General features: G+C 62.0%; 21 protein-coding genes and 1 other RNA gene. 4 read left to right on the top strand and 18 right to left on the bottom strand.

Going from position 1 to position 23,124, the window contains the following annotated elements; translation table 11 throughout:
• Window positions 1-45: 45 nt before the first annotated feature.
• On the top strand, window positions 46-183 hold the full coding sequence (locus GA0061105_RS32790) for a hypothetical protein (protein ID WP_167358526.1): 138 nt from the start codon (window positions 46-48) through the stop codon (window positions 181-183).
• Between the two features lie 31 nt (window positions 184-214).
• Window positions 215-1,144 carry a UDP-glucose 4-epimerase family protein gene (locus GA0061105_RS06095; protein ID WP_092748744.1) on the top strand — a complete coding sequence of 310 codons (930 nt, stop codon included), beginning with the start codon at window positions 215-217 and terminating at the stop codon, window positions 1,142-1,144.
• 3 nt (window positions 1,145-1,147) lie between these two features.
• On the opposite strand, the gene murB is transcribed toward GA0061105_RS06095, so the two are convergent.
• The 18 genes from murB to GA0061105_RS06005 all read right to left on the bottom strand — a co-directional run bounded on the left by murB (window position 1,148) and on the right by GA0061105_RS06005 (window position 20,730).
• Complete coding sequence (gene murB, locus GA0061105_RS06090) at window positions 1,148-2,122, bottom strand: UDP-N-acetylmuramate dehydrogenase (protein WP_092748742.1); 975 nt, start codon at window positions 2,120-2,122, stop codon at window positions 1,148-1,150.
• The gene (gene murC / locus GA0061105_RS06085; protein WP_064694692.1) at window positions 2,119-3,534 is read right to left on the bottom strand and encodes a UDP-N-acetylmuramate--L-alanine ligase; all 1,416 of its coding nucleotides are present in this window, start codon (window positions 3,532-3,534) and stop codon (window positions 2,119-2,121) included. Before murC ends, murB begins: the two co-directional genes overlap by 4 nt.
• Entirely contained in the window at window positions 3,531-4,655 is a 1,125-nt protein-coding gene (gene murG, locus GA0061105_RS06080; RefSeq protein WP_092748740.1) for an undecaprenyldiphospho-muramoylpentapeptide beta-N-acetylglucosaminyltransferase, read from the bottom strand. The genes murC and murG overlap by 4 nt, the downstream gene beginning before the upstream one ends.
• A 6-nt stretch (window positions 4,656-4,661) precedes the next feature.
• Window positions 4,662-5,816, bottom strand: coding sequence for a putative lipid II flippase FtsW (gene ftsW / locus GA0061105_RS06075; RefSeq protein ID WP_064694694.1), 1,155 nt, complete (start codon window positions 5,814-5,816; stop codon window positions 4,662-4,664).
• A gap of 1 nt (window position 5,817) precedes the next feature.
• Window positions 5,818-7,230 (bottom strand): UDP-N-acetylmuramoyl-L-alanine--D-glutamate ligase, encoded by a 1,413-nt coding sequence (gene murD, locus GA0061105_RS06070; RefSeq protein WP_092748738.1) that lies wholly within the window; start codon window positions 7,228-7,230, stop codon window positions 5,818-5,820.
• 7 nt (window positions 7,231-7,237) lie between these two features.
• Window positions 7,238-8,338 carry a phospho-N-acetylmuramoyl-pentapeptide-transferase gene (mraY, locus tag GA0061105_RS06065; protein ID WP_064694696.1) on the bottom strand — a complete coding sequence of 367 codons (1,101 nt, stop codon included), beginning with the start codon at window positions 8,336-8,338 and terminating at the stop codon, window positions 7,238-7,240.
• Between the two features lie 21 nt (window positions 8,339-8,359).
• Window positions 8,360-9,793 (bottom strand): UDP-N-acetylmuramoylalanyl-D-glutamyl-2,6-diaminopimelate--D-alanyl-D-alanine ligase, encoded by a 1,434-nt coding sequence (locus GA0061105_RS06060; RefSeq protein WP_092748736.1) that lies wholly within the window; start codon window positions 9,791-9,793, stop codon window positions 8,360-8,362.
• Window positions 9,790-11,310 carry a UDP-N-acetylmuramoyl-L-alanyl-D-glutamate--2,6-diaminopimelate ligase gene (locus GA0061105_RS06055; RefSeq protein ID WP_092748734.1) on the bottom strand — a complete coding sequence of 507 codons (1,521 nt, stop codon included), beginning with the start codon at window positions 11,308-11,310 and terminating at the stop codon, window positions 9,790-9,792. Before GA0061105_RS06055 ends, GA0061105_RS06060 begins: the two co-directional genes overlap by 4 nt.
• Window positions 11,311-11,316: 6 nt before the next feature.
• The gene (locus GA0061105_RS06050; RefSeq protein WP_092748732.1) at window positions 11,317-13,074 is read right to left on the bottom strand and encodes a peptidoglycan D,D-transpeptidase FtsI family protein; all 1,758 of its coding nucleotides are present in this window, start codon (window positions 13,072-13,074) and stop codon (window positions 11,317-11,319) included.
• Complete coding sequence (ftsL, locus tag GA0061105_RS06045) at window positions 13,074-13,556, bottom strand: cell division protein FtsL (protein ID WP_064694700.1); 483 nt, start codon at window positions 13,554-13,556, stop codon at window positions 13,074-13,076. The genes GA0061105_RS06050 and ftsL overlap by 1 nt, the downstream gene beginning before the upstream one ends.
• 1 nt (window position 13,557) lies before the next feature.
• Window positions 13,558-14,583: a 16S rRNA (cytosine(1402)-N(4))-methyltransferase RsmH gene (gene rsmH, locus GA0061105_RS06040; RefSeq protein ID WP_092748730.1), complete on the bottom strand. Its 1,026-nt coding sequence runs from the start codon at window positions 14,581-14,583 to the stop codon at window positions 13,558-13,560.
• 17 nt (window positions 14,584-14,600) lie between these two features.
• Window positions 14,601-15,038: a division/cell wall cluster transcriptional repressor MraZ gene (mraZ, locus tag GA0061105_RS06035; protein ID WP_167358525.1), complete on the bottom strand. Its 438-nt coding sequence runs from the start codon at window positions 15,036-15,038 to the stop codon at window positions 14,601-14,603.
• 415 nt (window positions 15,039-15,453) lie between these two features.
• Window positions 15,454-15,851, bottom strand: an RNA gene (gene rnpB, locus GA0061105_RS06030) — RNase P RNA component class A.
• A gap of 56 nt (window positions 15,852-15,907) precedes the next feature.
• On the bottom strand, window positions 15,908-17,083 hold the full coding sequence (locus GA0061105_RS06025; RefSeq protein ID WP_092749059.1) for an NAD(P)/FAD-dependent oxidoreductase: 1,176 nt from the start codon (window positions 17,081-17,083) through the stop codon (window positions 15,908-15,910).
• A gap of 10 nt (window positions 17,084-17,093) precedes the next feature.
• Complete coding sequence (locus tag GA0061105_RS06020) at window positions 17,094-18,281, bottom strand: NAD(P)/FAD-dependent oxidoreductase (RefSeq protein WP_092748726.1); 1,188 nt, start codon at window positions 18,279-18,281, stop codon at window positions 17,094-17,096.
• Between the two features lie 96 nt (window positions 18,282-18,377).
• The gene (locus GA0061105_RS06015; protein ID WP_092748724.1) at window positions 18,378-19,001 is read right to left on the bottom strand and encodes a lytic transglycosylase domain-containing protein; all 624 of its coding nucleotides are present in this window, start codon (window positions 18,999-19,001) and stop codon (window positions 18,378-18,380) included.
• Window positions 19,002-19,264: 263 nt separating this feature from the next.
• Complete coding sequence (locus GA0061105_RS06010; protein WP_092748722.1) at window positions 19,265-20,026, bottom strand: N-acetylmuramoyl-L-alanine amidase; 762 nt, start codon at window positions 20,024-20,026, stop codon at window positions 19,265-19,267.
• Window positions 20,023-20,730 (bottom strand): J domain-containing protein, encoded by a 708-nt coding sequence (locus GA0061105_RS06005; RefSeq protein WP_092748720.1) that lies wholly within the window; start codon window positions 20,728-20,730, stop codon window positions 20,023-20,025. The genes GA0061105_RS06010 and GA0061105_RS06005 overlap by 4 nt, the downstream gene beginning before the upstream one ends.
• Before the next feature lie 390 nt (window positions 20,731-21,120).
• On the opposite strand from GA0061105_RS06005, the gene GA0061105_RS06000 reads away from it, so the two are divergent.
• Both GA0061105_RS06000 and GA0061105_RS05995 read left to right on the top strand, forming a co-directional pair.
• On the top strand, window positions 21,121-22,332 hold the full coding sequence (locus tag GA0061105_RS06000) for a pyrophosphate--fructose-6-phosphate 1-phosphotransferase (RefSeq protein ID WP_092748718.1): 1,212 nt from the start codon (window positions 21,121-21,123) through the stop codon (window positions 22,330-22,332).
• A 57-nt stretch (window positions 22,333-22,389) separates the two neighbouring features.
• Window positions 22,390-23,025, top strand: a complete 636-nt coding sequence (locus GA0061105_RS05995) for a LysE family translocator (protein WP_092748716.1) — start codon at window positions 22,390-22,392, stop codon at window positions 23,023-23,025.
• Window positions 23,026-23,124: the final 99 nt, after the last annotated feature.

Below are 23,124 nucleotides of genomic sequence, written 5' to 3'. Positions count from 1 at the left end.
TTCAATGGTATAGCCAACCGCGCTCACCCGCGATGGAATCAGCCAATGCAACCGGGTGTTATCTCTCAGCCGGATACCGGCAACAGTGAGGCGGCGGCAGGCGCCTTGATTTTATTAATGCAAAGAGCCGTAGCAGTCGGCCGTCAGCGCTTTTTAATTGATGCCGATATCACTTACGGTTAGCCAAGGCCCCATGGTGAGCAGGGAGAAGATCATGCGATGCCTCGTCACCGGCGCTGCCGGCTTCGTCGGTAGTCCGTTCGTCAAACGGCTGCAGGCAGAGAAGGTTTTCGACCTCGTGGTCACCACGAGATCCCAGACCTCTGCCTTTCCGCCGGATGTCAGGCATTTGCCGATTGCAATAACCGAGAAGACCGACTGGGCGGCGTCTCTTGAAGGCGTAAACGTCATCGTCCACCTCGCCGCCCGCGTTCACATCATGAACGACCGCGCGGCCGATCCGCTGGCGGAATTCCGCCGAGTCAATACCGCCGCCACGCTCAATCTCGCCGAACAGGCGGCTCGCTCGGGCGTGAGGAGGTTCGTCTTCGTCAGCACCATCAAGGTCAACGGGGAAGAGAACGATCGGCCGTTCCGCCACGACGACACGCCGAAGCCGATCGATCCCTACGGCATTTCAAAGCTGGAATGCGAAATCGGCCTGCGTGAAATCGCGGCGCACCACGGCATGGAAATCGTCATCATCCGCCCGCCGCTGGTCTATGGCCCCGGCGCACGCGGCAACTTCGCCCTGCTCGTCAATCTTGTCGGCAGGAAATTGCCGCTCCCCTTCGCTTCGCTGAAGAACCGCCGCACATTGGTGGCCGTGCAAAATCTCGTCGATCTGATCATCGCCTGTATGGTCCATCCCGCCGCCGCAGGCGAGACTTTCCTTGCCGGAGATGGTGAAGACCTCTCGACGCCCGAGCTCATCAGGGGAATTGCCGCGGGGCTTGGCGTCACGCCGATGCTGGTCCCCTTCCCGCCCGCGCTGCTGCTGATGGCGGCGAGGGCGGCCGGCAAGGAAGCCGTCTATCAGCGCCTTTGCGGTTCGCTGCAGGTCGACATATCCCGGGCGCGCGACCTTCTCGGCTGGTCGCCCGTCGTCACGCCGCGCGAAGGCCTGAAATTGGCAGTCAACTAGCCCCTATTCGCTCGTCACGCCCTGGAACGGTCGCACTTCGCGGCCGGGCATGAAGACACCGAGGCGTTTGATTTCCCATTCGAGCTTGATGCCTTCTTTCTCGAAGACCTCGCGGCGCACCTGCTCGCCGAGATATTCGAGATCGTAGCCGGTCGCCTGCCCCATATTGATCATGAAGTTGCAGTGAAGCGACGACATCTGCGCGCCGCCGATCACCAAACCGCGGCAGCCTGCCTCGTCGATCAGCTTCCAGGCCGAATGGCCCGGCGGATTCTTGAAGGTCGAGCCGCCGGTCTTCTCGCGCACCGGCTGCACCGTCTCGCGGTGATTGCGCACCGCATCCATTTCGGCGCGGATCTGGGTGCGATCCTCGGGATAGCCCTCAAACAGCACCGAGGTGAAGATCAGGTCGGCGGATGCCGCGGAATGCCGGTAGGAATAGCCCATCTCGGCATTGGAGAGCACGTGCTTGTTGCCCTTGCGGTCGACGGCGTTGACCTCGATCAGCCGCTCACGCGTCTCCACGCCGTTCGCCCCGGCATTCATGCGCGCCGCGCCGCCGATGCCACCGGGGATGCCGTAATAAAAATGGAAGCCGCCGATGCCATTGTCCATCGCCATCGCCGCGACGTGTTTGTCGGGGCAGATTGCGCCGGCAAGGATGCGGTTTTCGCCGGCAAGCTCGACGAAGCCGAAGCCCTTGGCCGAGAGGCGCAGCACGACGCCCGGAATGCCGCCGTCGCGCACCAGGATGTTGGAGCCGACGCCAACCACCGTCAGCGGCACCTCTTCCGGCAATATCTTCAGGAAGGCGATGAGGTCATCGACGTCATGCGGCTGGAACATCAGCTCGGCGAGGCCGCCGGCCCTGAACCAGGTAACGCGATCCATGGGGGCATCCGGCGTGATACGGCCGCGGATATCCTTTACACCGTCTCCCAGAGACGCGAGAAGCTTTTCCCCATTCACCTGTTTCATGCGGACTTTCCCGATAGGCCTTCCAGTTGCTTGGGCAGTGCTGCTGCCCAGGATGTGATACTCCCAGCCCCCAACAGAACCACGAAATCGCCAGGCTTTGCAACCTCCGCAACCATTTCCGGCAGAAGCTCCGCAGAAGCGAGGAAGCGGGCGTCGCGATGGCCGCCGGATTTGATGCGCGAGACGAGCGACATCGAGTCGATACCTTCGATCGCATCCTCGCCGGCCGCATAGACTGGGGCGAGAAAGATGCTGTCGGCATCGTTGAAGCAGGCAGCGAATTCCTCGAACAGGCTTGCCAGTCGCGTGTAACGATGCGGCTGATGGACGGCAATGATGCGCCCTCTGCAGGCTTCGCGGGCGGCGCGCAGCACTGCCTTGATTTCGACCGGATGGTGACCGTAATCGTCGAAGATCTGCACCCCGTTCCATTCGCCGGTCAGCGTGAAGCGGCGCTTGACGCCGCCGAAGGAGGCCAGTCCCTTGGCGATATCGGCGCTCGATATGCCGAGCCGGTTGGCGACGGCGATCGCTGCCGTCGCATTGGAAATATTGTGGCGCCCCGGCATCGGCATGACGAGCCCCTTGAGCTCGATCACCTGGCCGGTGCGGCGGCGGCGGATCTCGACGTCGAAAATCGAGCGCGTGCCATCGATGCGGACATTCTTGAAGCGTACGTCGGCCTGCGGGTTTTCGCCGTAGGTGATGATCTTGCGGTCCTCGATGCGGCCGACCAGCGACTGCACCTCGGGATGGTCGAGGCACATGACGCCGAACCCGTAAAACGGCACATTCTCGACGAACTGGCGGAAGGCGGCGCGCACGGCGTCGAAACTGCCGTAATGATCGAGATGCTCGGGATCGATATTGGTGATGACGGCGACATCGGCCGGGAGCTTCAGGAAGGTGCCGTCGGATTCGTCGGCCTCGACCACCATCCACTCGCCCTCGCCCATACGGGCATTGGTGCCGTAGGCGTTGATGATGCCGCCGTTGATGACGGTCGGGTCGAGCCCGCCGGCTTCGAGCAAGGTCGCAACCAGCGAGGTCGTCGTCGTCTTGCCGTGCGTGCCACCGATGGCGATCGCATTGCGGAAACGCATCAGCTCGGCGAGCATTTCGGCGCGGCGCACCACCGGCAGCAGCTTTTCGCGCGCGGCGATGAGCTCGGGATTGCTCTTCTTGATCGCTGTCGAAACGACGACGACTTCGGCCTCGCCCAGGTTTTCGGCCCGGTGGCCGACGGAGACCTCGATGCCCTTGTCACGCAGCCGCTGGACGTTGGCGCTGTCCGACTGATCCGATCCCTGCACCTTATGGCCGAGATTGTGCAGCACTTCGGCAATGCCGCTCATGCCGATGCCGCCAATGCCGATGAAATGGACGAGACCGATCGCCTTCGGCAGTTTCATGCGCGTGTCCTCTTGAATTCCGCTATTGTCCGTCCGGCGGCAATAGCCTCAACCATGTCGGCAAGCAAGTTCGCGGCATCGGGTTTTCCCGCGAGCTTGGCCGCAGCCGCCATGCCGGCAAGCTTTTCCGGGTCGTTCATCACGTGGCTCAGGATCGAGGCGATCCGTTCAGGCGAAAGCTCCGCCTGCGCGATCACCTTCGCTCCGCCGGTCGCGGCAAGCGCAGCGGCGTTGGCCGCCTGATCGTGGTCGAGCGCATGCGGATAAGGGACCAGCACGGCCGGGCGCCCGATCACGGAGATTTCCGAAACCGTTGATGCGCCGGAGCGGCAGATCACCAGGTGCGCTTTCGCCAACCGCTCCGCCATGTCGGTGAAGAAGGGCGCGATATCGGCGCCCATCTCCAGCTTGGCAACGCAGCCGCTGACCATCTCCATGTCCTCCGGCCGCACCTGCTGGGTGATGCGCAGGCGCAGGCGAAGCGCATCGTCGAGCAGGCTGATCGCCGTCGGCAGCGCCTTGGAAAAATATTGCGCGCCCTGGCTGCCGCCGAAGACGACAAGATTGAAGGCCTCGCCGGGATGCGACGGCGTATAGGGCACCTCGGCCGCGGCAATGATCGCCGGGCGAACGGGATTGCCCGTCGTCACGGTCTTTTCGGGGAAGGCAGCGCCGCCCTCCGGCAGGAAACCGCCGGCAATGCCCTGCACGCGCGTTGCGAGTGCTTTGTTGGCGCGGCCCATCACGGCATTCTGCTCGTGGATCATCGCCGGCACACCGAGCCGGGTGGCGGCCAGCAGCGGCGGCACGGTGGGATAACCGCCGAAGCCGACGACGATGACCGGCTTCAGCCGCTGGATCAGCCTCTTTGCCGCCCGCATGCCGCTCCACAGCGTCCACAGCGAACGGGCGACGGCGACGGGGTTCTTCGAGCCGATCGTCGCCGACGGCACGACATGGATATCCTCGGCCGGGAACTTGCCGGCATAACGCTCCGCGCGGCTGTCCGTCACCAGATGCACCGAATAGCCGCGCTCCTTCAGCTTGAAGGCCAGCGCCTCCGCCGGGAACACATGGCCGCCGGTTCCCCCGGCGGCGAGCAGAACGATGCCTTTGCTCATAGTCCTTTACTCCGCCGGCATGCCGTGCGGGACGCGGAAGAGGCTCCGATCCTGCGCACGTTTTTCAGGCCGATGGCGCGTCAGCGCCAGGATGAAGCCGGCGGTGACGCAGATTGCCACCATGGAAGAACCGCCGTAGGAAATAAGCGGCAGCGTCATGCCCTTTGCCGGCAGCAGCTCGAGATTCACACCGATATTGATGATCGACTGGATGCCCAGTTGCAGCACCAGGCCGGCAACCGCGAAGCGGTTGAAATCGTTCCGCTCGCGATAGGCATGCGACAGGCCGCGCAGCACCAGCACGGTAAACAGCGCAACGAGCGCGATGCAGAAGACGATGCCGAATTCCTCGGCCGCGACCGAGAAGATGAAATCGGTGTGGGCATCCGGAATGATGCGCTTGACGATCCCCTCGCCAGGTCCCTGGCCGAACCAGCTGCCGCGGATGATCGCCTCGCGCGCGGTGTCGATCTGGAACGTGTCGCCCTCGCCGGTCATGAACTTGTCTATTCGGCCGGCGACGTGCGGAAAGACATAATAGGCGCTGAGCAGGCCGCCCGCGCCGCCGATGCCGAGCAGCACGATCCAGATCCAGGGCATGCCGGCCATGAAGAACATTCCGCCCCAGACGGCCGTCGTCAGAATGGTCTGGCCGAGATCGGGCTGCGCGACGAGAAGCGCAGCGACGATGCCGAACAGGATGATAGCGAAGAGATTGCCGGGAATCTCGGGCTGGCGCGCATGTTCGGCGAACAGCCAGGCGCAGACGACGACGAAGGCTGGCTTCATGAATTCCGACGGCTGGATGGAAAGGCCGGCGAGCCAGATCCAGCGCCTGCCGCCCTTGACCTCCTGGCCGACGAAAAGAACCAGTACCATCATCGCGAGCGAGATGATCAAGAGCAGGATTGCAGTCCGCCGCACCTGGCGCGGCGTCAGGAACGACAGCCCGAGCATCACGGCGATCGACGGGATCATGAAGGCCGCATGGCGCTTGACGAAGTGGAAAGGCTCCAGCCCGATGCGCTCGGCAACCGCGGGAGATGCCGCGAAGGACAGCATGAAGCCGATGCCCATCAGAAAGATGAACATCGCGAGGAAGAAGCGGTCGATGGTCCAGAACCAATCGGCCAGAGGCCCACGTTCCGCGCGGCTTACCATGTCATTTCTCTCCTGTTGCCGGCCCGATCAGCATCGTCATTCCGTCAAGCGCCGCCACGTGGCTGACAAAGGCATCGCCCCTGACTTCGAAGTTCTTATACTGGTCGAAGCTTGCGCAAGCCGGGGATAACATCACCGCAGCAGCGCTGCTCTCGTCCAGCTCCGCATCGGCCGCCGCATGCGCGACCGCCCGCTCCAGCGACCCCGAGATCTCGTAAGGCACGGCCTCGCCGAGAGTGGCTGCGAATTCCGCCGCGGCCTCGCCGATCAGATAGGCCTTGGCGATGCGCGGGAAATAGGGAGCCAGCGTCGTGATGCCGCCGGCCTTCGGCAGGCCGCCGGCGATCCAGTAGATGCGATCATAGCTCGAAAGCGCCGGCGCCGCTGCATCGGCGTTCGTCGCCTTGGAATCGTTGACGAAGACGACGCGACCTCGTTTGCCCACGGGCTGCATGCGGTGCTTTAGGCCGGGAAATGAGGCAAGGCCCGAACGAATGTCGTCGGCGGACACGCCGACGGCAAGGCAGGCGGCGATCGCCGCGGCGGCGTTCTGCGCATTGTGGCTGCCGCGCAGCGTCTGGATGCCGTCGAGGTCGGCGAAAGGCAGTATGGCGCCAGCGGCGGCCTGAATGAGCTTGCTGCCCTCGGCATAAATGCCTGATGCCACCACGCTCCGGCGCGAGATGCGGACCACCTTCACGCCTGCCCGCTCGACGCGGTCGGCGATCAGCGCGGAATGGCTGTCGTCGACGCCGACGACTGCGACATCGCTGCCCGCAACCAGTCGTTCTTTGACATCGGCATAATGCTGGATCGTGCCGTGGCGGTCGAGATGATCGGGTGTCAGGTTGAGCAGGATGCCGGCCGAAGGGTTCAGCGTCGGCGCCAGGTCTATCTGATAGGAAGAGCATTCGACGACGAAATAACGTCCCGCCTTCGGCGGGTCGAGCGTCAGCACGGCCGTGCCGATATTGCCGCCGAGCTGCGTGTCGTAGCCAGCAGATTTCAGGATGTGGGCGATCAGCGCCGTCGTCGTAGATTTGCCGTTGGTACCCGTTATGGCGATGAACGGACAATCCGGCGCATGGGCGCGGCGCTCGCGCACGAAGAGTTCGACGTCGCCGACGATATCGACGCCGGCCGCATGTGCGAGATCGACGGTCCAGTGCGGCTTCGGATGGGTGAGTGGCACGCCGGGCGACAGCACGAACAGCGCCTGCTGGCTCCAGTCAATGCTGTGCAGGTCTTCCGTCCGGATGCCTTCCGCCGAAGCCTTGGCGACGCTGTCCGGATTGTCGTCCCAGGCGGTCACCTCTGCGCCGCCCGCAATCAGCGCGCGGGCGGTGGCAAAACCGGAGCCACCGAGACCGAAGAGTGCAACCTTCTTGTCCTTGAGCGTCGTGACCGGGATCATCGCCGCCTCACCGGAGCTTCAGCGTCGAAAGGCCGAGCAGGGCAAGGCCGACCGCGATGATCCAGAAGCGGATCACTACCTGGCTCTCGGTCCAGCCCTTCTTCTCGAAGTGATGATGGATCGGCGCCATCAGGAACACGCGCCGGCCGGTCATCTTGAAGAATCCGACCTGGATGATCACCGAGAGCGTCTCCATGACGAACAGGCCGCCCACGATCGCCATGACGATCTCGTGCTTGGTGGCGACGGCGACGGTCCCGATGGTGCCGCCGAGGGCAAGCGAGCCGGTATCGCCCATGAAGATGGCCGCCGGCGGCGCATTGAACCAGAGGAAGCCGAGACCGGCGCCGATGACGGCGCCGAGCACGACGGCAAGCTCACCGGTGCCGGGCACGAAGTTGATCTGCAGGTAGTTCGCAAACACCACGTTGCCGGCGAGATAGGCAATGACGCCGAAGGAGGCGGCGGCGATCATGACAGGCACGATGGCGAGCCCGTCGAGCCCGTCGGTCAGGTTTACGGCATTGCCGGCGCCGACGATGACGAAGCCGCCGAAGACGACGAACATGATGCCGAGATTGATCAGGAAGTCCTTGAAGAATGGAAATGCGATCGAGGAGCCGAAGGTCGAGCCGGCAGTCCCCGAGGCAAGGGCTGTGCGCATCATAAAGTAGACGGCGATGCCGGCGATGACAAACTCGATGCCGAGGCGGGCCTTGCCGGAGAAGCCCTTGTGGCTCTGCTTGGTCACCTTGAGATAATCGTCATAGAAGCCGATTGCGCCGAAGCCCAGCGTTACCAGCAGCGTGGCGACGACATAGACATTGGAAAGATCGGCCCAGAGCAGCGACGCGCCGACGATGCCGGCCAGGATCATCAGCCCGCCCATGGTCGGCGTGCCGGCCTTCTTGAAATGCGTCTGCGGCCCGTCGGCGCGGATCGGCTGACCCTTGCCTTGGCGGATGCGCAGCGAATTGATGATCGTCGGCCCGAACAGGAACACGATCAGTGCGGAGGTGAAAAGAGCGGCGCCCGTGCGGAAGGTAATATATCTGAACAGGTTCAGAAACTTGAAATATTCCGACAGTTCGACAAGCCAGATCAGCATTCAGGGCCCCTTGTTACCCGGTCAAAGTTCGCGTTGCGTGTCGGAAAATGCCGGGAACTTGTCAAGAAGCGCGGCGACGATCTTGCCGAAACCAATGCCCAGAGACGATTTCACCATCAACACATCGCCTGGAACGACCGAGTTCAATACGTAGTCCGTCAATTCGCTGGTCTTCTCGCGGTATTCGACATGGACGCTTTCCGGCAGTGATTCCCTGAGCGCGGCCATATCTGCGCCCGCGAGCCAGACATGTTCGATGCCGGCCGCAAGCAGCGGCCCGGCGAGGTCGGTGTGAACCTTCTGCGAATATTCGCCCATCTCGAGCATGTCGCCGAGCACGGCAATGCGGCGCCCGCGGCCGGTCGGCTCGGCCGCTGCCAGCAGCGCGATCGCCGCGCGCATCGAGGCGGGATTGGCATTGTAGCTCTCGTCGATCAGCGTGAAGCTGCCGCTGCCGATCGAAAGCCGGTGGCGTTTGCCCCTGCCCTTTTCCGGCTTCAGCGTCGCAAGCGCCGCAATCGCCTTCTCTATGTCGGCGCCGACAATCCTCACGACCCCGAGCGCGGCCAGTGCGTTCTCGGCGATATGACGGCCGGGCGCACCGATCGCGACCTCCAGCGTGTCGCCGCCGATCGTTAGCCACAGTGTGGAATTCTCGTCCGCGCCGTTGAATTCCGCCAGCCGGAACTCGGCTTTGGCATGCTGACCAAAGGAATGAATATGCTCGATGCCGAGCGACTGCGCCGTGCGGTCGAGGAAGTTGAACTGGTCATTGTCACGGTTGAGCACGACATGGCCGCCGGGCTCAAGCCCTTCGAAGACCTCCGCTTTGGCGGCAGCGATCTCCTTGATATTCTTGAAATTGCCGAGATGCGCCGGCGCGATCGTCGTAATGACCGCCACATGGGGCCGGATCATCGCCACCAGCGGCCGGATCTCGCCCGGATGGTTCATGCCCACTTCGAAGACGCCGTAATCCGTATCGTCAGGCATGCGCGCCAGCGTCAGTGGCACGCCCCAATGATTGTTGAAGGAAGCAACGGAGGCATGCACCTTGCCCGACGGCGACAGCACGTGCCGCAACATTTCCTTTGTCGTCGTCTTGCCGACCGAACCGGTGACGGCGACGATCTTTGCCCGCGAGCGCGCGCGGGACGCCTGCCCCAGGCGGCCGAGTGCTGCGAGCACGTCTTCTACGACGATCATCGGCACCGTCAGACGGCCCATCGCCGGAAGCCTCGCTTCGCTGACGACGAGCAGCGAGGCCCCGTTCGCCATCGCCATCGAGGCATAGTCGTGACCGTCGACGCGGTCGCCCTTGATCGCGAAGAAGGCCTCGCCCGGGCTGATCGAGCGGCTGTCGATGGAAATGCCGGTGATGCCTTCAGGCAGAGTGCCGAAGGGGCGCCCCGCCATCGCTGCGATCATGTCTTCGGTCGTCCAGAGCCAGCTCAAGATTTCGGTTCCTCCAAGGCCTTGCGCACCTCCGCGTGATCGGAGAACGGCAGCGTGACGCTCCCGATCGTCTGCCCTTCCTCATGTCCCTTGCCGGCGACGATCAGCGTATCGCCTGATTTCAGCATGGCCACCGCCTCGCGAATCGCCGCGGCGCGATCGCCGATCTCGGAGGCGCAGCCTGCTGCCGCCATGATCTCTGCCCGGATAGAGGCCGGCTCCTCCGAACGCGGATTGTCGTCGGTGACGATGACGACGTCAGCAAGGCGGCAGGCGATTTCGCCCATGATCGGCCGCTTGCCGCGGTCGCGATCGCCACCGCAGCCGAAAACGACGACGACGCGGCCTGTCGTAAACGGCCTGACCGAGCTTAGCACGTTTTCCAGCGCGTCCGGCTTATGGGCATAATCGACATAGGCGAGCGCGCCGTCCCTGGTATGGCCGACCAGTTCGAGACGGCCGGACGCGCCGACGAGTTTCTCGAGCGCGGCCATCGCGACCTTCGGCGCAACACCGGTCGACATGGCAAGCCCTGCGGCGACCAGCGCGTTGGCGACCTGGAAATCGCCGGCCAGCGGAATATCCACCTCGAAAATCTCGTCGCCGATATGGATCTCCGCTGTCTGCTTGTGGCGGAAATGCTCGACGCGCTTCAGCGTGAGATAGTCGCCCTTGCGCCCGACGGTGCGAACATCATGACCGGCATCGGCCGCCGCCTTGATCGCCTGCGCCGACCAGGGGTCGTCGGCAAAAATAACGGCCGGCGACCCTTTCGGCAGCAGCGCATCGAACAGCCGCATCTTGGCGGCCATATAGTCCTCCACGGTGGGATGATAATCCATGTGGTCGCGGCCGAGATTGGTGAAGGCGGCGGCGGCAAGTTGGACGCCGTCGAGCCGGCACTGGTCGAGACCGTGGCTGGAAGCCTCCATCGACGCATGCGTAACGCCTTCGTCGGCGAGCTCGGAGAGGAGCTTGTGCAGCGACACAGGGTCCGGCGTCGTCAGCGCACCATATTCGTTGCGCCTCGGCGAAACGACACCTGTTGTACCGATCATCGCGGCGGCGTGGCCGGCATACGCCCAGATCTGCCTGACGAAAGAGGCGACGGAAGTCTTGCCCGCCGTGCCGGTGACGGCGACCATTGTCTCCGGCTGCTTGCCGTAAAAACGCGACGCGGCGATGGAAAGGAAGCGGCGTGGCTCCTTGACCGCAAGCACGGGGATAGATGCCTCGACGGCCTCAGAGGCAATCGCGACGGCGGCGCCTCGATCCGCGGCATCCGCAATAAAGCCCGCGCCATCAGCCTTGGTTCCGGCGACCGCGACGAAGGCAGTGCCCGGCGTCACCTTGCGGCTATCCGAAGACAGGCCTGAAATGTCAAGCAAGCCTGCCGGGCCTTCGAGCTGTGCTTCAAGTTCCGGAAACTTATCTCCGGCCAGGTCTCGCAATTTCATCCGATGCACTTTTCTCTCTTGAAGCCGGCTCACCCCTCGCGAATCGGCGTCGGTATTCATTCACGCTCAATAAGACACCAGCAAGGCCGATCCGCCCTCCCCAAATTTCGGCTCGACGCCGAGAATGGGGGCCGCGCGACGGATGATCTCGCGGGCGATCGGGCCGGCAGTGCCGGCGGAGATCGTTCCGCCATATTGCTTTTCGCCGGTCTTCGGCTCGTCGCAGAAGGTGATGACAGCATATCTGGGATTGTCGATCGGGAAGGCGGCGATGAAGGAATTGAAGTTCAGCGTCGAGGAGTAACGCCCGTTCACCACCTTGTCGGCCGTACCGGTCTTGCTGCCGACACCGAAGCCCGGCACGCGGGCGACGCGCCCGGACCCCTTGTAACCGTTGAAATCGAGGAGGTAGCGGACTTCGTCGCTGGTCGATTTCTTGAGAACCTGTACAGCGATCTGATCGGCCTGGTCACGCGTGCGCGGCAGGAATGTCGGCTCGATCAGCTTGCCGCCATTGACGAGAGCAGCCGCCGCCACGCCCGTCTGCAGCGCGGTCGTCGAAACCCCGTGGCCGAAGGAAATCGTAATCGAATTGATTTTCTTCCAGACACGCGGTTGGCTCGGCATCTTCACTTCCGGCAACTCGGTCTGCATCTTCGTCAAGAGGCCGAGCTTGGTCAGATAGTCCTTCTGCGCGTCGATGCCGACGAGGTCGATGACACGCGCCGTGCCGATGTTGGAGGAATATTGGAAAATTTCGGGAACGGTCAGCCAGCGGCGCTGCCCGTGAAAGTCGTGGATGGTGAAGCCGCCGATATAGATCGGCTTGCTGGCGTCGAATGTGTCCGACATCTTCACCTTGCCGCTGTCAAGCGCCATCGCCAGCGAAAAGGTTTTAAAGGTCGACCCCATTTCGAAGGTGCCGTTGGTCATCCGGTTGAGCCAGCCTTCCTTGGCGCCCTCCTGCGGATTGTTGGGATCGAAATCGGGCGCCGACGCCATGCCGAGAACCTCGCCGGTATGCACGTCGATAACAGCAGCACCCGCGCCCTTGGACTGGAAGTTGTTGACGGCGTTGACGACCGCATCGCGAACGATGTTCTGCACACGCAGGTCGATCGACAGCCGCACCGGCTCCAGCGGCTGATCGCTGGTCATGCCGACCGAAGCGAGATCGGCGAGCCCCTGGTCGTCGATATATTTCTCCATGCCGGCCACACCGCGATTGTCGATGTTGACGTAGCCGAGAATATGCGCGGCGGTCGCCCCGCCGGGATAGAAGCGGCGTTTCTCCGGCCGAAAGCCGATGCCGGGAATGCCGAGCGCCAGGATCTGGCTCTGCTGCTTGGGCGTCAGCTGCCGGCGCAGCCAGGCAAAATGCGAGGTCTTGACCGAGAGCTTCTTATAGGTGTCCCTGACGTCGAGCTCTGGCAGAACAGTTGCGAGTTTCTCGACCGCCTCGTCGACGTCGACGATCTTGTTCGGCTCGGCAAACAGCGAGACGGTGCGGATATCGGTCGCCAGCACCTCGCCATTGCGGTCGAGGATATCGGGACGCGAGGCCATCAGCCGGTCGGGCGGCAGGATGCTGGAGACGACCTCCTGATCCTTCATCGCATACTCAACCAGGCGGCCGCCGATGACGGCATAGACGCCCATGAAACTCAAGATGAGCAGACCGACACGGCTTTTTGCCTGCCCGGATTTTTTCTTGCGCGAGCCCTCGATCGCCAAGCCGGCGGAAGGGCCGCCGAAGCGGTTATAGACACCGGCGGAAAAATGCGCCTGGCTCTTCAGGACCATGATGCGGGAAAGAAACGACATTACTCCACCGACCCCGTTTCGATCTCGTCCGCCTCATCATCCTGCACCAGGCCGCGCTGCGCTGCTGCGCCGCGGGGGGCAGGCGTCGGAACCGGCTGCGCCTTGTCGGTCGCGCCTTTGGCGCTGGCCACGGTCGCGCCCTTGGCGCCGCTGGCGCCAGCCTTGGCCTCCGTCGTGTCAGGCACGGGAACCTCCGATTTCAACATCGGCAACTCCTTGGCATGCACGAGCGCCGTCGATTCCGTCGGCTGCAACTGCAATTCCGCGTTATAGGCATTGACCAGCCGCTCCAGCCGGTTCGGCTGCGATTGCAGCGCCCAATCGGCCTTGAGAAGGTCGATCGTATCTTCTTCGAGTTTGATCTCGGCCTCGAGGCGATGAACCTCCTCGAGCTTCAATTCGGCGCGATGCTTGATCGTGTAGGTGACGGCGGCCGTTGCCGTCATGACGCCGATGAGCACGAGATCGAACGTTTTCAGCATATCAACCTCCAAGTTTTCCGAGACTGGCCAGATTGGGAAACCCGAAGAGCGACATATCCGCCGCCTCGGGAGCGGCATCCGTCCGCAGACCCGCGCGCAGCTTCGCGGAGCGGGCGCGCGGATTGGCTTCGGCCTCCGCTTCGCTCGCCGAAACCATTGGCTTGCCGATCGCCGTAAACGTCGCCGCCCGCTCATGCGCGGCCGGCAGGTGCCGCGATCCCGTCGCCTTACCGGCGCGGTCGGAGAAGAATTTCTTGACGACCCGATCTTCGAGCGAATGAAAGGTGACGACGACGAGCCGCCCGCCGGGCTTAAGCGCGCGTTCAGCCGCAAACAATGCCTGCGCCAGCTCCCCGAGTTCGTCATTGACGAAAATACGCAGAGCCTGGAAAACGCGCGTCGCCGGATGGATCTTGTCCTTCATCTTTCGCGGGGTGACCAACTCGATGAGACCGGCGAGATCGCGTGTCGTTTCGAACGGTTTTTCCTCGCGCCGCTTCTCGATCGCATGTGCGATTCGCGGAGCCTGGTTTTCCTCGCCGAGAAAATGGAAGATGCGGATCAGATCGGCGACCTTGGCGCGGTTGACGACATCGGCGGCCGAAACGCCTTCTGCCGACATGCGCATGTCGAGCGGTCCGTTCTTTTGAAAGGAGAAGCCGCGCTCGGCCTCGTCGATCTGCATGGAGGAGACGCCGATGTCGAGCACGACGCCGTCGAGCCCGCTTTGCGGCGCATGATCGGCAAGGTTTGAGAATTGCGAATGAACGAGCCGGAGGCGGCCGGCATGGACAGCGACCATCGCTTGGCCCGCCGCTATCGCCGTGGGATCGCGATCGAGCGCGATCACCTCGGCGCCTGCCGCAAGGATGGCCGAGCTATAGCCGCCCGCACCGAATGTACCGTCGAGAATGAGCTTGCCCGGCGCGGGCGAGAGCGCGGCGAGGACTTCATCGAGAAGAACAGGAATGTGACGAACCGGTCCGCCACCGGCATCAGTTGAACCTCCGCCAGGATTCGCCACCATTCCGTTCCCTCGTCCTTTCAGGAACGCTTGCCCGCCAGCTTGCGCTCCCCTCGTGCCTGCGCCTGCGCCGCCAGGAATGCCTGCGGCTGCCAGAGCTGAAAATGATCCGCCCGACCGACAAAGGTCACTTCGTCCGAGATGTCGGTGAAGTCGCGGATGAAATCCGTAACCATCAGCCGCCCCTCGGCATCGAGCTTCATGAAGACCCCGCCTCCGTGGATCAGAAGCGACATCGCGTTCGCATGCGACGAAAACGGATCCTCCGCAGCAATCTGCCGCTCGAATCTTTCGAGAAGATCCGGGCCGCCGACGCTGATCGCCGGAAACACAAAGTCCTGGAAACAGTAAAGCTCCTGGACGTTGCGCTGCGCCAGCACGGAACGAAATGCCGAAGGTACGGAAACCCTGCCCTTGGCGTCGATCCTGTTGGTCGCGTTCGAAAGGAAGCGGCTCATGACACGAAACATCCGTTCCCGCAGGGATCCGGACATCATTGAAACGCCCGAAATTCCCAATATCAGGCACAGCTTCGCAAGCCGGATGAGCTAAATCCCACCCGACGCTTCCAGAGAGGAAGGCGCCTTTGCTTTGCGATGAATGGGCAAATGATTGCCCCGGTGCAGTGCGCATTTGGGATAGCATGGGACCATATGGGCGTCAATGGGACACGCCCATTTTGCAACGGACGCATGATCAAACATTTATAAGCTGTTAAGTTTAACAAAGGGTTAGCGCAGCTATTTTATGGAATACGCGCACCAGTAGTATATCGTATTAAAACATATTTTACGAGCATTTAGCTCTAGCTTAAGACCATTCGATTTCAGCGACTTGCCACGAAAATCAATGCCCGCAACGCCAGGGATATTAATTGCCAGTTGGCCTGTAAGCCGGGTTCTGTATGGCTCCGGCGCGAACCGGAACGTGGCAGCCATTCCTCTGGGACAGCGCTCGCACGCTGCCTCACGCAACCCACCCGGATGACTGGCCTGGAAACCAGCCGGAAGGCCTTTCGGCCTGCCGCGTCATCCCTATTCGGTCTTGCTCCCGGTGGGGTTTACCGTGCCAAATCCGTTGCCGGAAATGCGGTGGGCTCTTACCCCACCCTTTCACCCTTACCTGTCATGACAGGCGGTTTGCTTTCTGTGGCACTTTCCCTGAGGTCGCCCTCGCCGGACGTTATCCGGCACCGTGTTTCCGTGGAGCCCGGACTTTCCTCACCCTACCGCCTTTCGGCATTGGTAAAGCGCGGCTGCCCGGCCAACTGGCAGGGCTCCCATAAACCAGAGAGCCCTTAATTACCACTGAAATATAGGGGACGACCTTAACGAAAATAAGGTGTGAAATCCGTGGAGTAGCCCTGTTCGCTGATTCTACCCGACAAAAGCAGTTCCGCCCCCAGCCTGCCGATTTCGTCCGAGCTCTTGGCCGAAGTGCCGGCGCAGCCGGTCAGCACCGCAATCCCGGGCGAAGAAGTATAGCCGATCATCGGATAGCCGCTTTCAGTATATGAAACGACGCAGGCGGCGGTCGAAATCGAGAGCGGCGCCAGATTGGGTACGAGGTCGGCGACGATGCGTTGCAGATGCGATCGCACGCTTTCGCGCCCCTCGGTCCTGAACCAGGCCCGCATCTCGGCGTCGCTGCGCAAGACCAGATCGTCGGGATCGCCGCCGATCTTCAGGTAGAATCTGCCATCGGGGTAACGGATCGGCGGCAACAGATAGATGTGAATGCCTGGCACATCGAGAATGAGCGACGGCATCGCGACAAGCCGGGCAACATCGGCCTCGCTGACCTCAAACAGCGTGACGGTCCGGCCATAAACCGTCATGGCAACCGGCTGCGGCAACAGATTCTCGGCAATGGAAAATCCGCCCGCCGCTAGTAGCACCTTTTCACCGCGATAGGTGACGCCGCCGGCTGTCTCGACCGTCGCCAGCCCGCCCTCCTGGCGGATCGAAACGACGTGGTCACGGATGACCGCCGCCCCCGCCCTTTCTGCCAGCAGAGATTGCGCCTTGACCAGTTTGCGCGGGCTGATATGTCCTGCTCCCCGCGCCTGGAAGACGCCGGCACTTCCGCCAGGAAAGGCGAAGAAGGGAAAAGCGGTCTTCAGTCTGGCCGTATCCAGAAGACTGGTTTCGACGCCGAGCGAAACGGCGGCCTGCCGGGTCCTTTCGAGATAATCGCCTCCATCAGGCGCAACGACGACGCAGCCTACCTCGCGATAGAAATCGATTCCGCTCTCGCTCGTTATCTCGCCGTAGCGGTCGATCGAGCGGTTGGCGAGCAGCGCCCAGTTGCGGTCGGGATCGATGGTGCGGGTAATGCGACCCTCATCATAATGGCTGGCGAAGACGCCCCCGTGCGTCTTGCGTTCGGCCGGTTCGTCCGGGCCGATCACCGCGACACCATCCGCCTGCCGCGCCAGATGCCGCGCGGCGGCGGCTCCCATCAGCCCGCGGCCGACGACGATATATTTGAAATTGACTGCCATCATATCCCTCTTAAACAAAGATCGGCGTCAGCTCTCGGCCGAAATCCTCATCCTCGAGCCGCCCTTCCCTGAGGAGAACGGCGCCGAGACGCCCGAGTTCGTCGGAGGATTTGGCGGCGACGAAATTGCCGCCGGTCAGCACCGCGATGCGCGGCGACTGCGTGAATCCGGCATAGGGATATCCCGTCGGCGTGAAATTCGCCACGCACGGAGCCGACGTGACCGGGCAGCGAGCCAGTTCCGGCATCAATTGCAATGCAATGCGCGAGAGATGATCACGCTCGGCCGAACTTCCGTCGGAACGGAACCACCTGCAGGCATCCTCCAGCCGGTGGAATGACAGCGCCTCAGTATCGCCGCCGAGCTTCAGATAGGTCTTGCCGTCGGGATAACGCACTGGCGGCAGGATATAGATATGATCCTCCTCCCGGTCGCCCAATACGATCGTCGACGGCATATCGGCGAAGACCGCCATCTCGCGTTCGCCGATTTCATAGAAGACAACGGTGCGCGCCATGACCCTGAGATCGACGGGGCGCGGCAGCAGAGCATGAAAATTACTGAACGCGCCCGCCGCCACCAGCACCCGCTCGGCGCTGTAGCTTCTGTCGCCGGCCGTCACCTCGACATGAGAGCCTGCGTCGCGCACCGATGTCGCCGTGGCCTCGATCAGCGAGACGCCACCCCCTTCGGCGAGCCTGGCTTGCGCGCGCACCAGCGCCCGCGGGTTGATGTGCCCGGCCCGCTTGCGCTCGAAATATCCGCTGAAATCAGAGCCGACGCTCAGATAAGGAAACCGTCGCCCGAGGTCCGCCGGCGCGACGATCTCGATATGGCTGCCGAGCGTCCCGCTGACGGTCAGCGCCCGTAGAAGGAAATCCTGCTCGTCCTTCGGCGGCGGACCGGCAAAGAGGCAGCCGACCTCCGAAAAGAAGGGAATGCCGCTCTTCGCCTCGATCTCGCGGTAGCGGTCGAGCGCCCGCGCAGCGAAGGTCCCCCAGGTGAGATTGCCGTCGAAGGTTCGCGTAATGCGCGCCTCGTCGTAATGGCTGGCAAAAACGCCTTGATGGACCTTGCGCTCCTCGGGCTCCGCCGGGCCGATCAGCGCGATGCCGTCGGCCATGGAGGAGAGGTGCCGTGCTGCCGCCGCCCCCATCATGCCGCGCCCAATGATGATGAACCGGAAATCGACTGCCATGTCTCACCTCGTTTCGAGGTGGGATATCACGGCGGACGCCCCGATTCATATTGCAAAAACAGCGGCCGAGGATTTTCCTTCCATCCGCTCGGCGGCTCAGTCGAGCATCGCCAGCACCTTGCCGCAGTACGTCTTCGACACCGGGTTCATGCGCGTCGCGCCATGGCCGGCATTGTATTTGAGGATGGTGTTGCAGGTCTCTCCACCACCGAGATCATGGGCAGCAGCCAGATATTTCATGCCGTACTTGATGTTGGTTTCCGGATCGAACAGGCCCTTGGCGCTGCCGGAATAACCCATCATGCGGGCCGTTGCAGGCTTTATCTGCATCAGGCCGATTTCACCGTGGCTGCCGCGTGCATTCGGATTGAAATTGCTTTCGACGCGTATGACTGCGGTCGCAAGCGCAACCGGTACAGCATATTGGTTCGCATGTTTGCTGATCAGCGCGGAATAGGAATTGCCGGAAACATTGGCGACGGGATAACCGCTCTGGCGCTCGACCGTCTTGAGCGGGCGTTCCGCCGTCTTGAGCGGACGCTTCGCCGGCTTGACCGAACGTTCCGCTTTCTTCAACGGACGCTCTGCCTTCTTCGAAGGACGCTCGACTTTCTTCACCGGCGCATCGGCTCGCACACCCCAATCATTCGCAAACGCAAAGCTATTCCCCGCCAGCACCATGCCAACGCATGTTGCAGCAACAACAATCAGTTTTCTCATGTAGTCTTGAACACTCCGACCCAAAGAATTTCCGGACGGCGCGCCTCGCTGTCATAATGAATACCAGATCAAGGACCGATCAGGATTCACGGTAATTCTTATAGTTTCACATATATCGCCCGTGGTTTAACTCGAAAACAACCCCGAGCACCGCCTGGCGGACGCTCTTAGACCATCGCAATGAGGAGATAATAGGGAAATGATGTGGCAGGCCGAATTTCGCGCTGCAATGCGAAATTCGGCTTTTCAGTAATTGACGAGAATCAGGAATAACGCGATAGCGCCGAGAGCAGCCGATGCAGTGTGTCGATCGTCGAGAAATCGGCGATTCCATCAACCCGCTCGGGCCGGAAATGGCGCTGGAAGGCCTCCACGTCGCCCGCCGTCTTTTCGGAGAATTCGCCCGTAATTTCAGTAGCGTAACCGTAAAGCGACAGCATGGATTGCAGCGCCTCGACCGGCTGGCCGGCATCCCCGCGCTGAAAGAAGCGCCCGCCGGTAATCAGCGTCGGCTCGACCCAATGACCCACACCAGCCCGATGAAGCTCGGCCCAGGGGAATTTCTCGCCCGGATCGACCTTGCGAATCGGCGCGACATCGGAATGTCCGAGCACTCTTTCAGGCGTGATCGACCAACGTTTGACACAGTCGCGACACAATTCGATTACTGCGGCGATCTGCTTTTTCGGATAGTCGGGAAGGCCGCCGGGATGGCCGGCATTGGCGATCTCGATGCCGATTGACCGTGAATTGATGTCGCTCTCGCCGTGCCAGCTGCTCTTACCCGCGTGCCAGGCGCGTCGCGCCTCCGGAACGAGTTGAATGACCTCGCCGTTCTCATGCACGAAATAATGGCTGGAAACCTGGCTCTCCTGCCGGCAGAGCCAATCGAGCGCGCCATCGGCCGTCGGCATCCCGGTATAGTGCAACAGGATCATGTCGGGAGGGCGCCCTTCCGCCCGCTCGCCGTGGTTGGGCGACGGTCGCACAAGGGCGCCTTGATAATCGGCCTCGAAAGAGGTCATGCGGCGCGGCGTTCCTTCTCGATCGCCGCATAGGCGGCGTTCAGCGCCGCCATGCGCTCATTGGCGATCACATGGAACTCCTTCGGCACGCCGCGCGAGATCAGTCGATCGGGATGATGTTCGCTGACCAGGCCGCGGTAACGGCGGCGGATCGTCGTAAAATCGTCGGAAGGCGAAACGCCGAGCACCTTATAAGGATCGCCGCCTGAAGAGACGTGACGAGCGGCGATCTGCTCGAAGCGCGTCTCGCTCATCTGGAAGATCTCGGCGATATGGCCGAGGAAATTCAGTTCCTTTTTGTGGATCAGCCCATCGGCCTTGGCGATATGGAACAGACCGTCCAACACGTCTTCCAGCACCGGGCAATTGGCCGCGCAGGTGACGCAGAGCGTCGAGAGCCGCTCGGCATAGGCTTCGTAGCCGGCGACATCCTGGCGTGCGAGGTTATAGAGCCTGGCAACATTCTTGGCCTGATCCTCGGGAAACTCGAATATCTCGCGGAACGCCTCGACCTCTTTTTCGCTGACGATACCATCGGCCTTGGCCATCTTGGCCGAAAGCGCGATGATCGCCACTGAGAAAGCCACTTTGCGCCGGGTCTCGGGATCCCCTTCGAAAACTGTACGAATAGCCTCGACCACCGCGGAGAGCGCATTGCCCGCGGTATTGCCAATGGCATTCAACAGTTTTTCCCAGAAGGACATCGAAATCTCTCGCAAGCTTGTCAAGTATGAGCAATCAGCTTGACCAAAGAATCGTAGCCTTTGCAAGGCGACTATTGGTCGTAGCATCGAAAACAGTTTTCACGATTCGGTAATTATTGCACCGCAGCAAGTGATCGACCGTTTTCGCCTGATCCGCCGTGAGAGGGTTGCCCGCACCACCCTCACTCAATGCTTAACCGATGATTTCCACAAACAGTTCCCAGCGACAGGTCGGCCTTGAAACGATTATATCGGCGCTTCCCGCCGCCTTTGCCGTTCAACTCGAAGGAAAGCCGGCTTTTTCGTAAATTCTTTACTTTACAGGGCCCTTTCCCTGCCGCATCCATGCGCTAGCTAACGCCGCCCACAGAAACATCGCAGGAGGGATCCATGGCCAAACAGAAAGTCGCAATGCTGACCGCCGGAGGCCTGGCGCCGTGTCTTTCCTCCGCCGTCGGCGGCCTCATCGAACGCTACAGCGACGTCGCGCCCGAGATCGATATCCTCGCCTACAAGTCCGGGTACCAGGGCGTGCTGCTCGGCGACCGCATCGAAATCACCCGCGACATGCGCGAGAAAGCACCGCTCCTGCATCGCTATGGCGGCTCGCCGATCGGCAACAGCCGCGTCAAGCTCACCAACGCTACCGACTGCGTCAAGCGCGGCCTGGTCAAGGAAGGAGAGAACCCGCTGAGGGTCGCCGCCGAGCGCCTTGCCGATGACGGCATCACCATTCTCCACACCATCGGCGGCGACGACACCAACACCACCGCCGCCGACCTTGCCGCCTATCTCGCCGCCAACGGCTACAATCTCACCGTCGTCGGCCTGCCGAAGACCGTCGACAACGACGTCGTGCCGATCCGCCAGTCGCTCGGCGCCTGGACGGCGGCAGAAGTCGGTGCGCATTTCTTCGACAATGTCAGCAACGAGCAGACGGCCGCGCCGCGCACCCTCGTCATTCATGAGGTGATGGGCCGCCATTGCGGCTGGCTGACGGCAGCAACCGCCCGCGCCTATCTTCAGCGCACCAGCCGTAACCAGTATGTCGACGGCCTGATGATGGACGCGCACCTGAAGAGCATCGACGCCGTCTACCTGCCCGAAATGGCCTTCGACCTCGATGCCGAGGCCGCTCGCCTGAAGGACATCATGGACCGCACCGGCCACGCCACCGTCTTCGTGTCGGAAGGCGCCTGCCTCGACGCTATCGTCGCCGAGCGCGAAGCTGCCGGCGAGACCGTCAAACGCGACGCTTTCGGCCACGTGAAGATCGACACGATCAATGTCGGCGCCTGGTTCCAGAAGCAGTTCGCTAATCTGCTGAATGCCGAGCGTTCGCTCGTGCAGAAATCGGGTTATTTCGCTCGCTCGGCGCCGGCCAATGGCGATGACCTCAGGCTGATCCAGAGCATGGTCGATCTCGCCGTCGAAAGCGCGCTCGATAAAGTTTCGGGCGTCACCGGCCATGACGAAGCGCAGAACGGTAAGTTGCGCACTATAGAATTTCCGCGCATCAAGGGTGGCAAAGCTTTTGACCTGTCTACGGCATGGTTTGCCGAAGTCATGGACAATATAGGGCAGAAATACAAAGAAGCATGATTGACGGGCGGTTAATATGGTGTCTTTGCTTATTCCGACGGAATAGGAGGAGATTCCATGTCGCTTGAAGCCTGGCTCGCTTTTGCTGCCGCATGCGCCATCATGCTGGCCATACCGGGGCCGACGATACTGCTCGTCGTTTCCTATGCGCTTGGGCATGGCCGCCGGACGGCCTTGGCGACGGTGAGCGGCGTGGCGCTTGGCGACTTCACCGCCATGACCGCGTCCCTCTTCGGTCTCGGCGCGGTGCTCGCCACCTCCGCCACCCTCTTCACCCTCCTGAAGTGGATCGGCGGCGCCTACCTGATTTGGCTGGGAATCAAGCTCTGGCGGGCTCCCGTGATCGGCGAGCCGGTCGCTGACAATGACAATCTGCCGGAGGAAAAATCGCGCAAGATTTTCCTCCACGCCTATGTCGTCACCGCCCTCAATCCGAAGAGCATCGTCTTTTTCGTCGCTTTCGTACCGCAGTTCCTCAATCCCGCCCTGCCCTTCTTCGGGCAGATGGCGATCATGGAAGCGACCTTCCTCGTGCTGGCGATCCTCAACGCCGCCACCTACGCGTTTCTCGCTCATTCCGCTCGCGGACTGATTCGCAAGGCAAGCGTCCAGCGCGCGGTGAACCGGACGGGAGGCACTCTGCTGATCGCTGCAGGCGCCGTAACGGCTGGGTATCGCCGCATTGCCGCTTAGAGAACCGGGTATCGCGCTATTGCAGCTTGGAAATATTCCGTGGTTGCCGGAATGCAACGAATAGGTTAATGGGGTCGTCAGGTTTAAGCTTTTTAGTAA

The organism is Rhizobium aethiopicum (assembly GCF_900094625.1).
Taxonomy (GTDB): Bacteria; Pseudomonadota; Alphaproteobacteria; order Rhizobiales; family Rhizobiaceae; genus Rhizobium; species Rhizobium aethiopicum.
The sequence above is the reverse complement of the archived record's forward strand: the minus strand, read 5'-3'. Positions and strand labels throughout refer to the sequence as shown.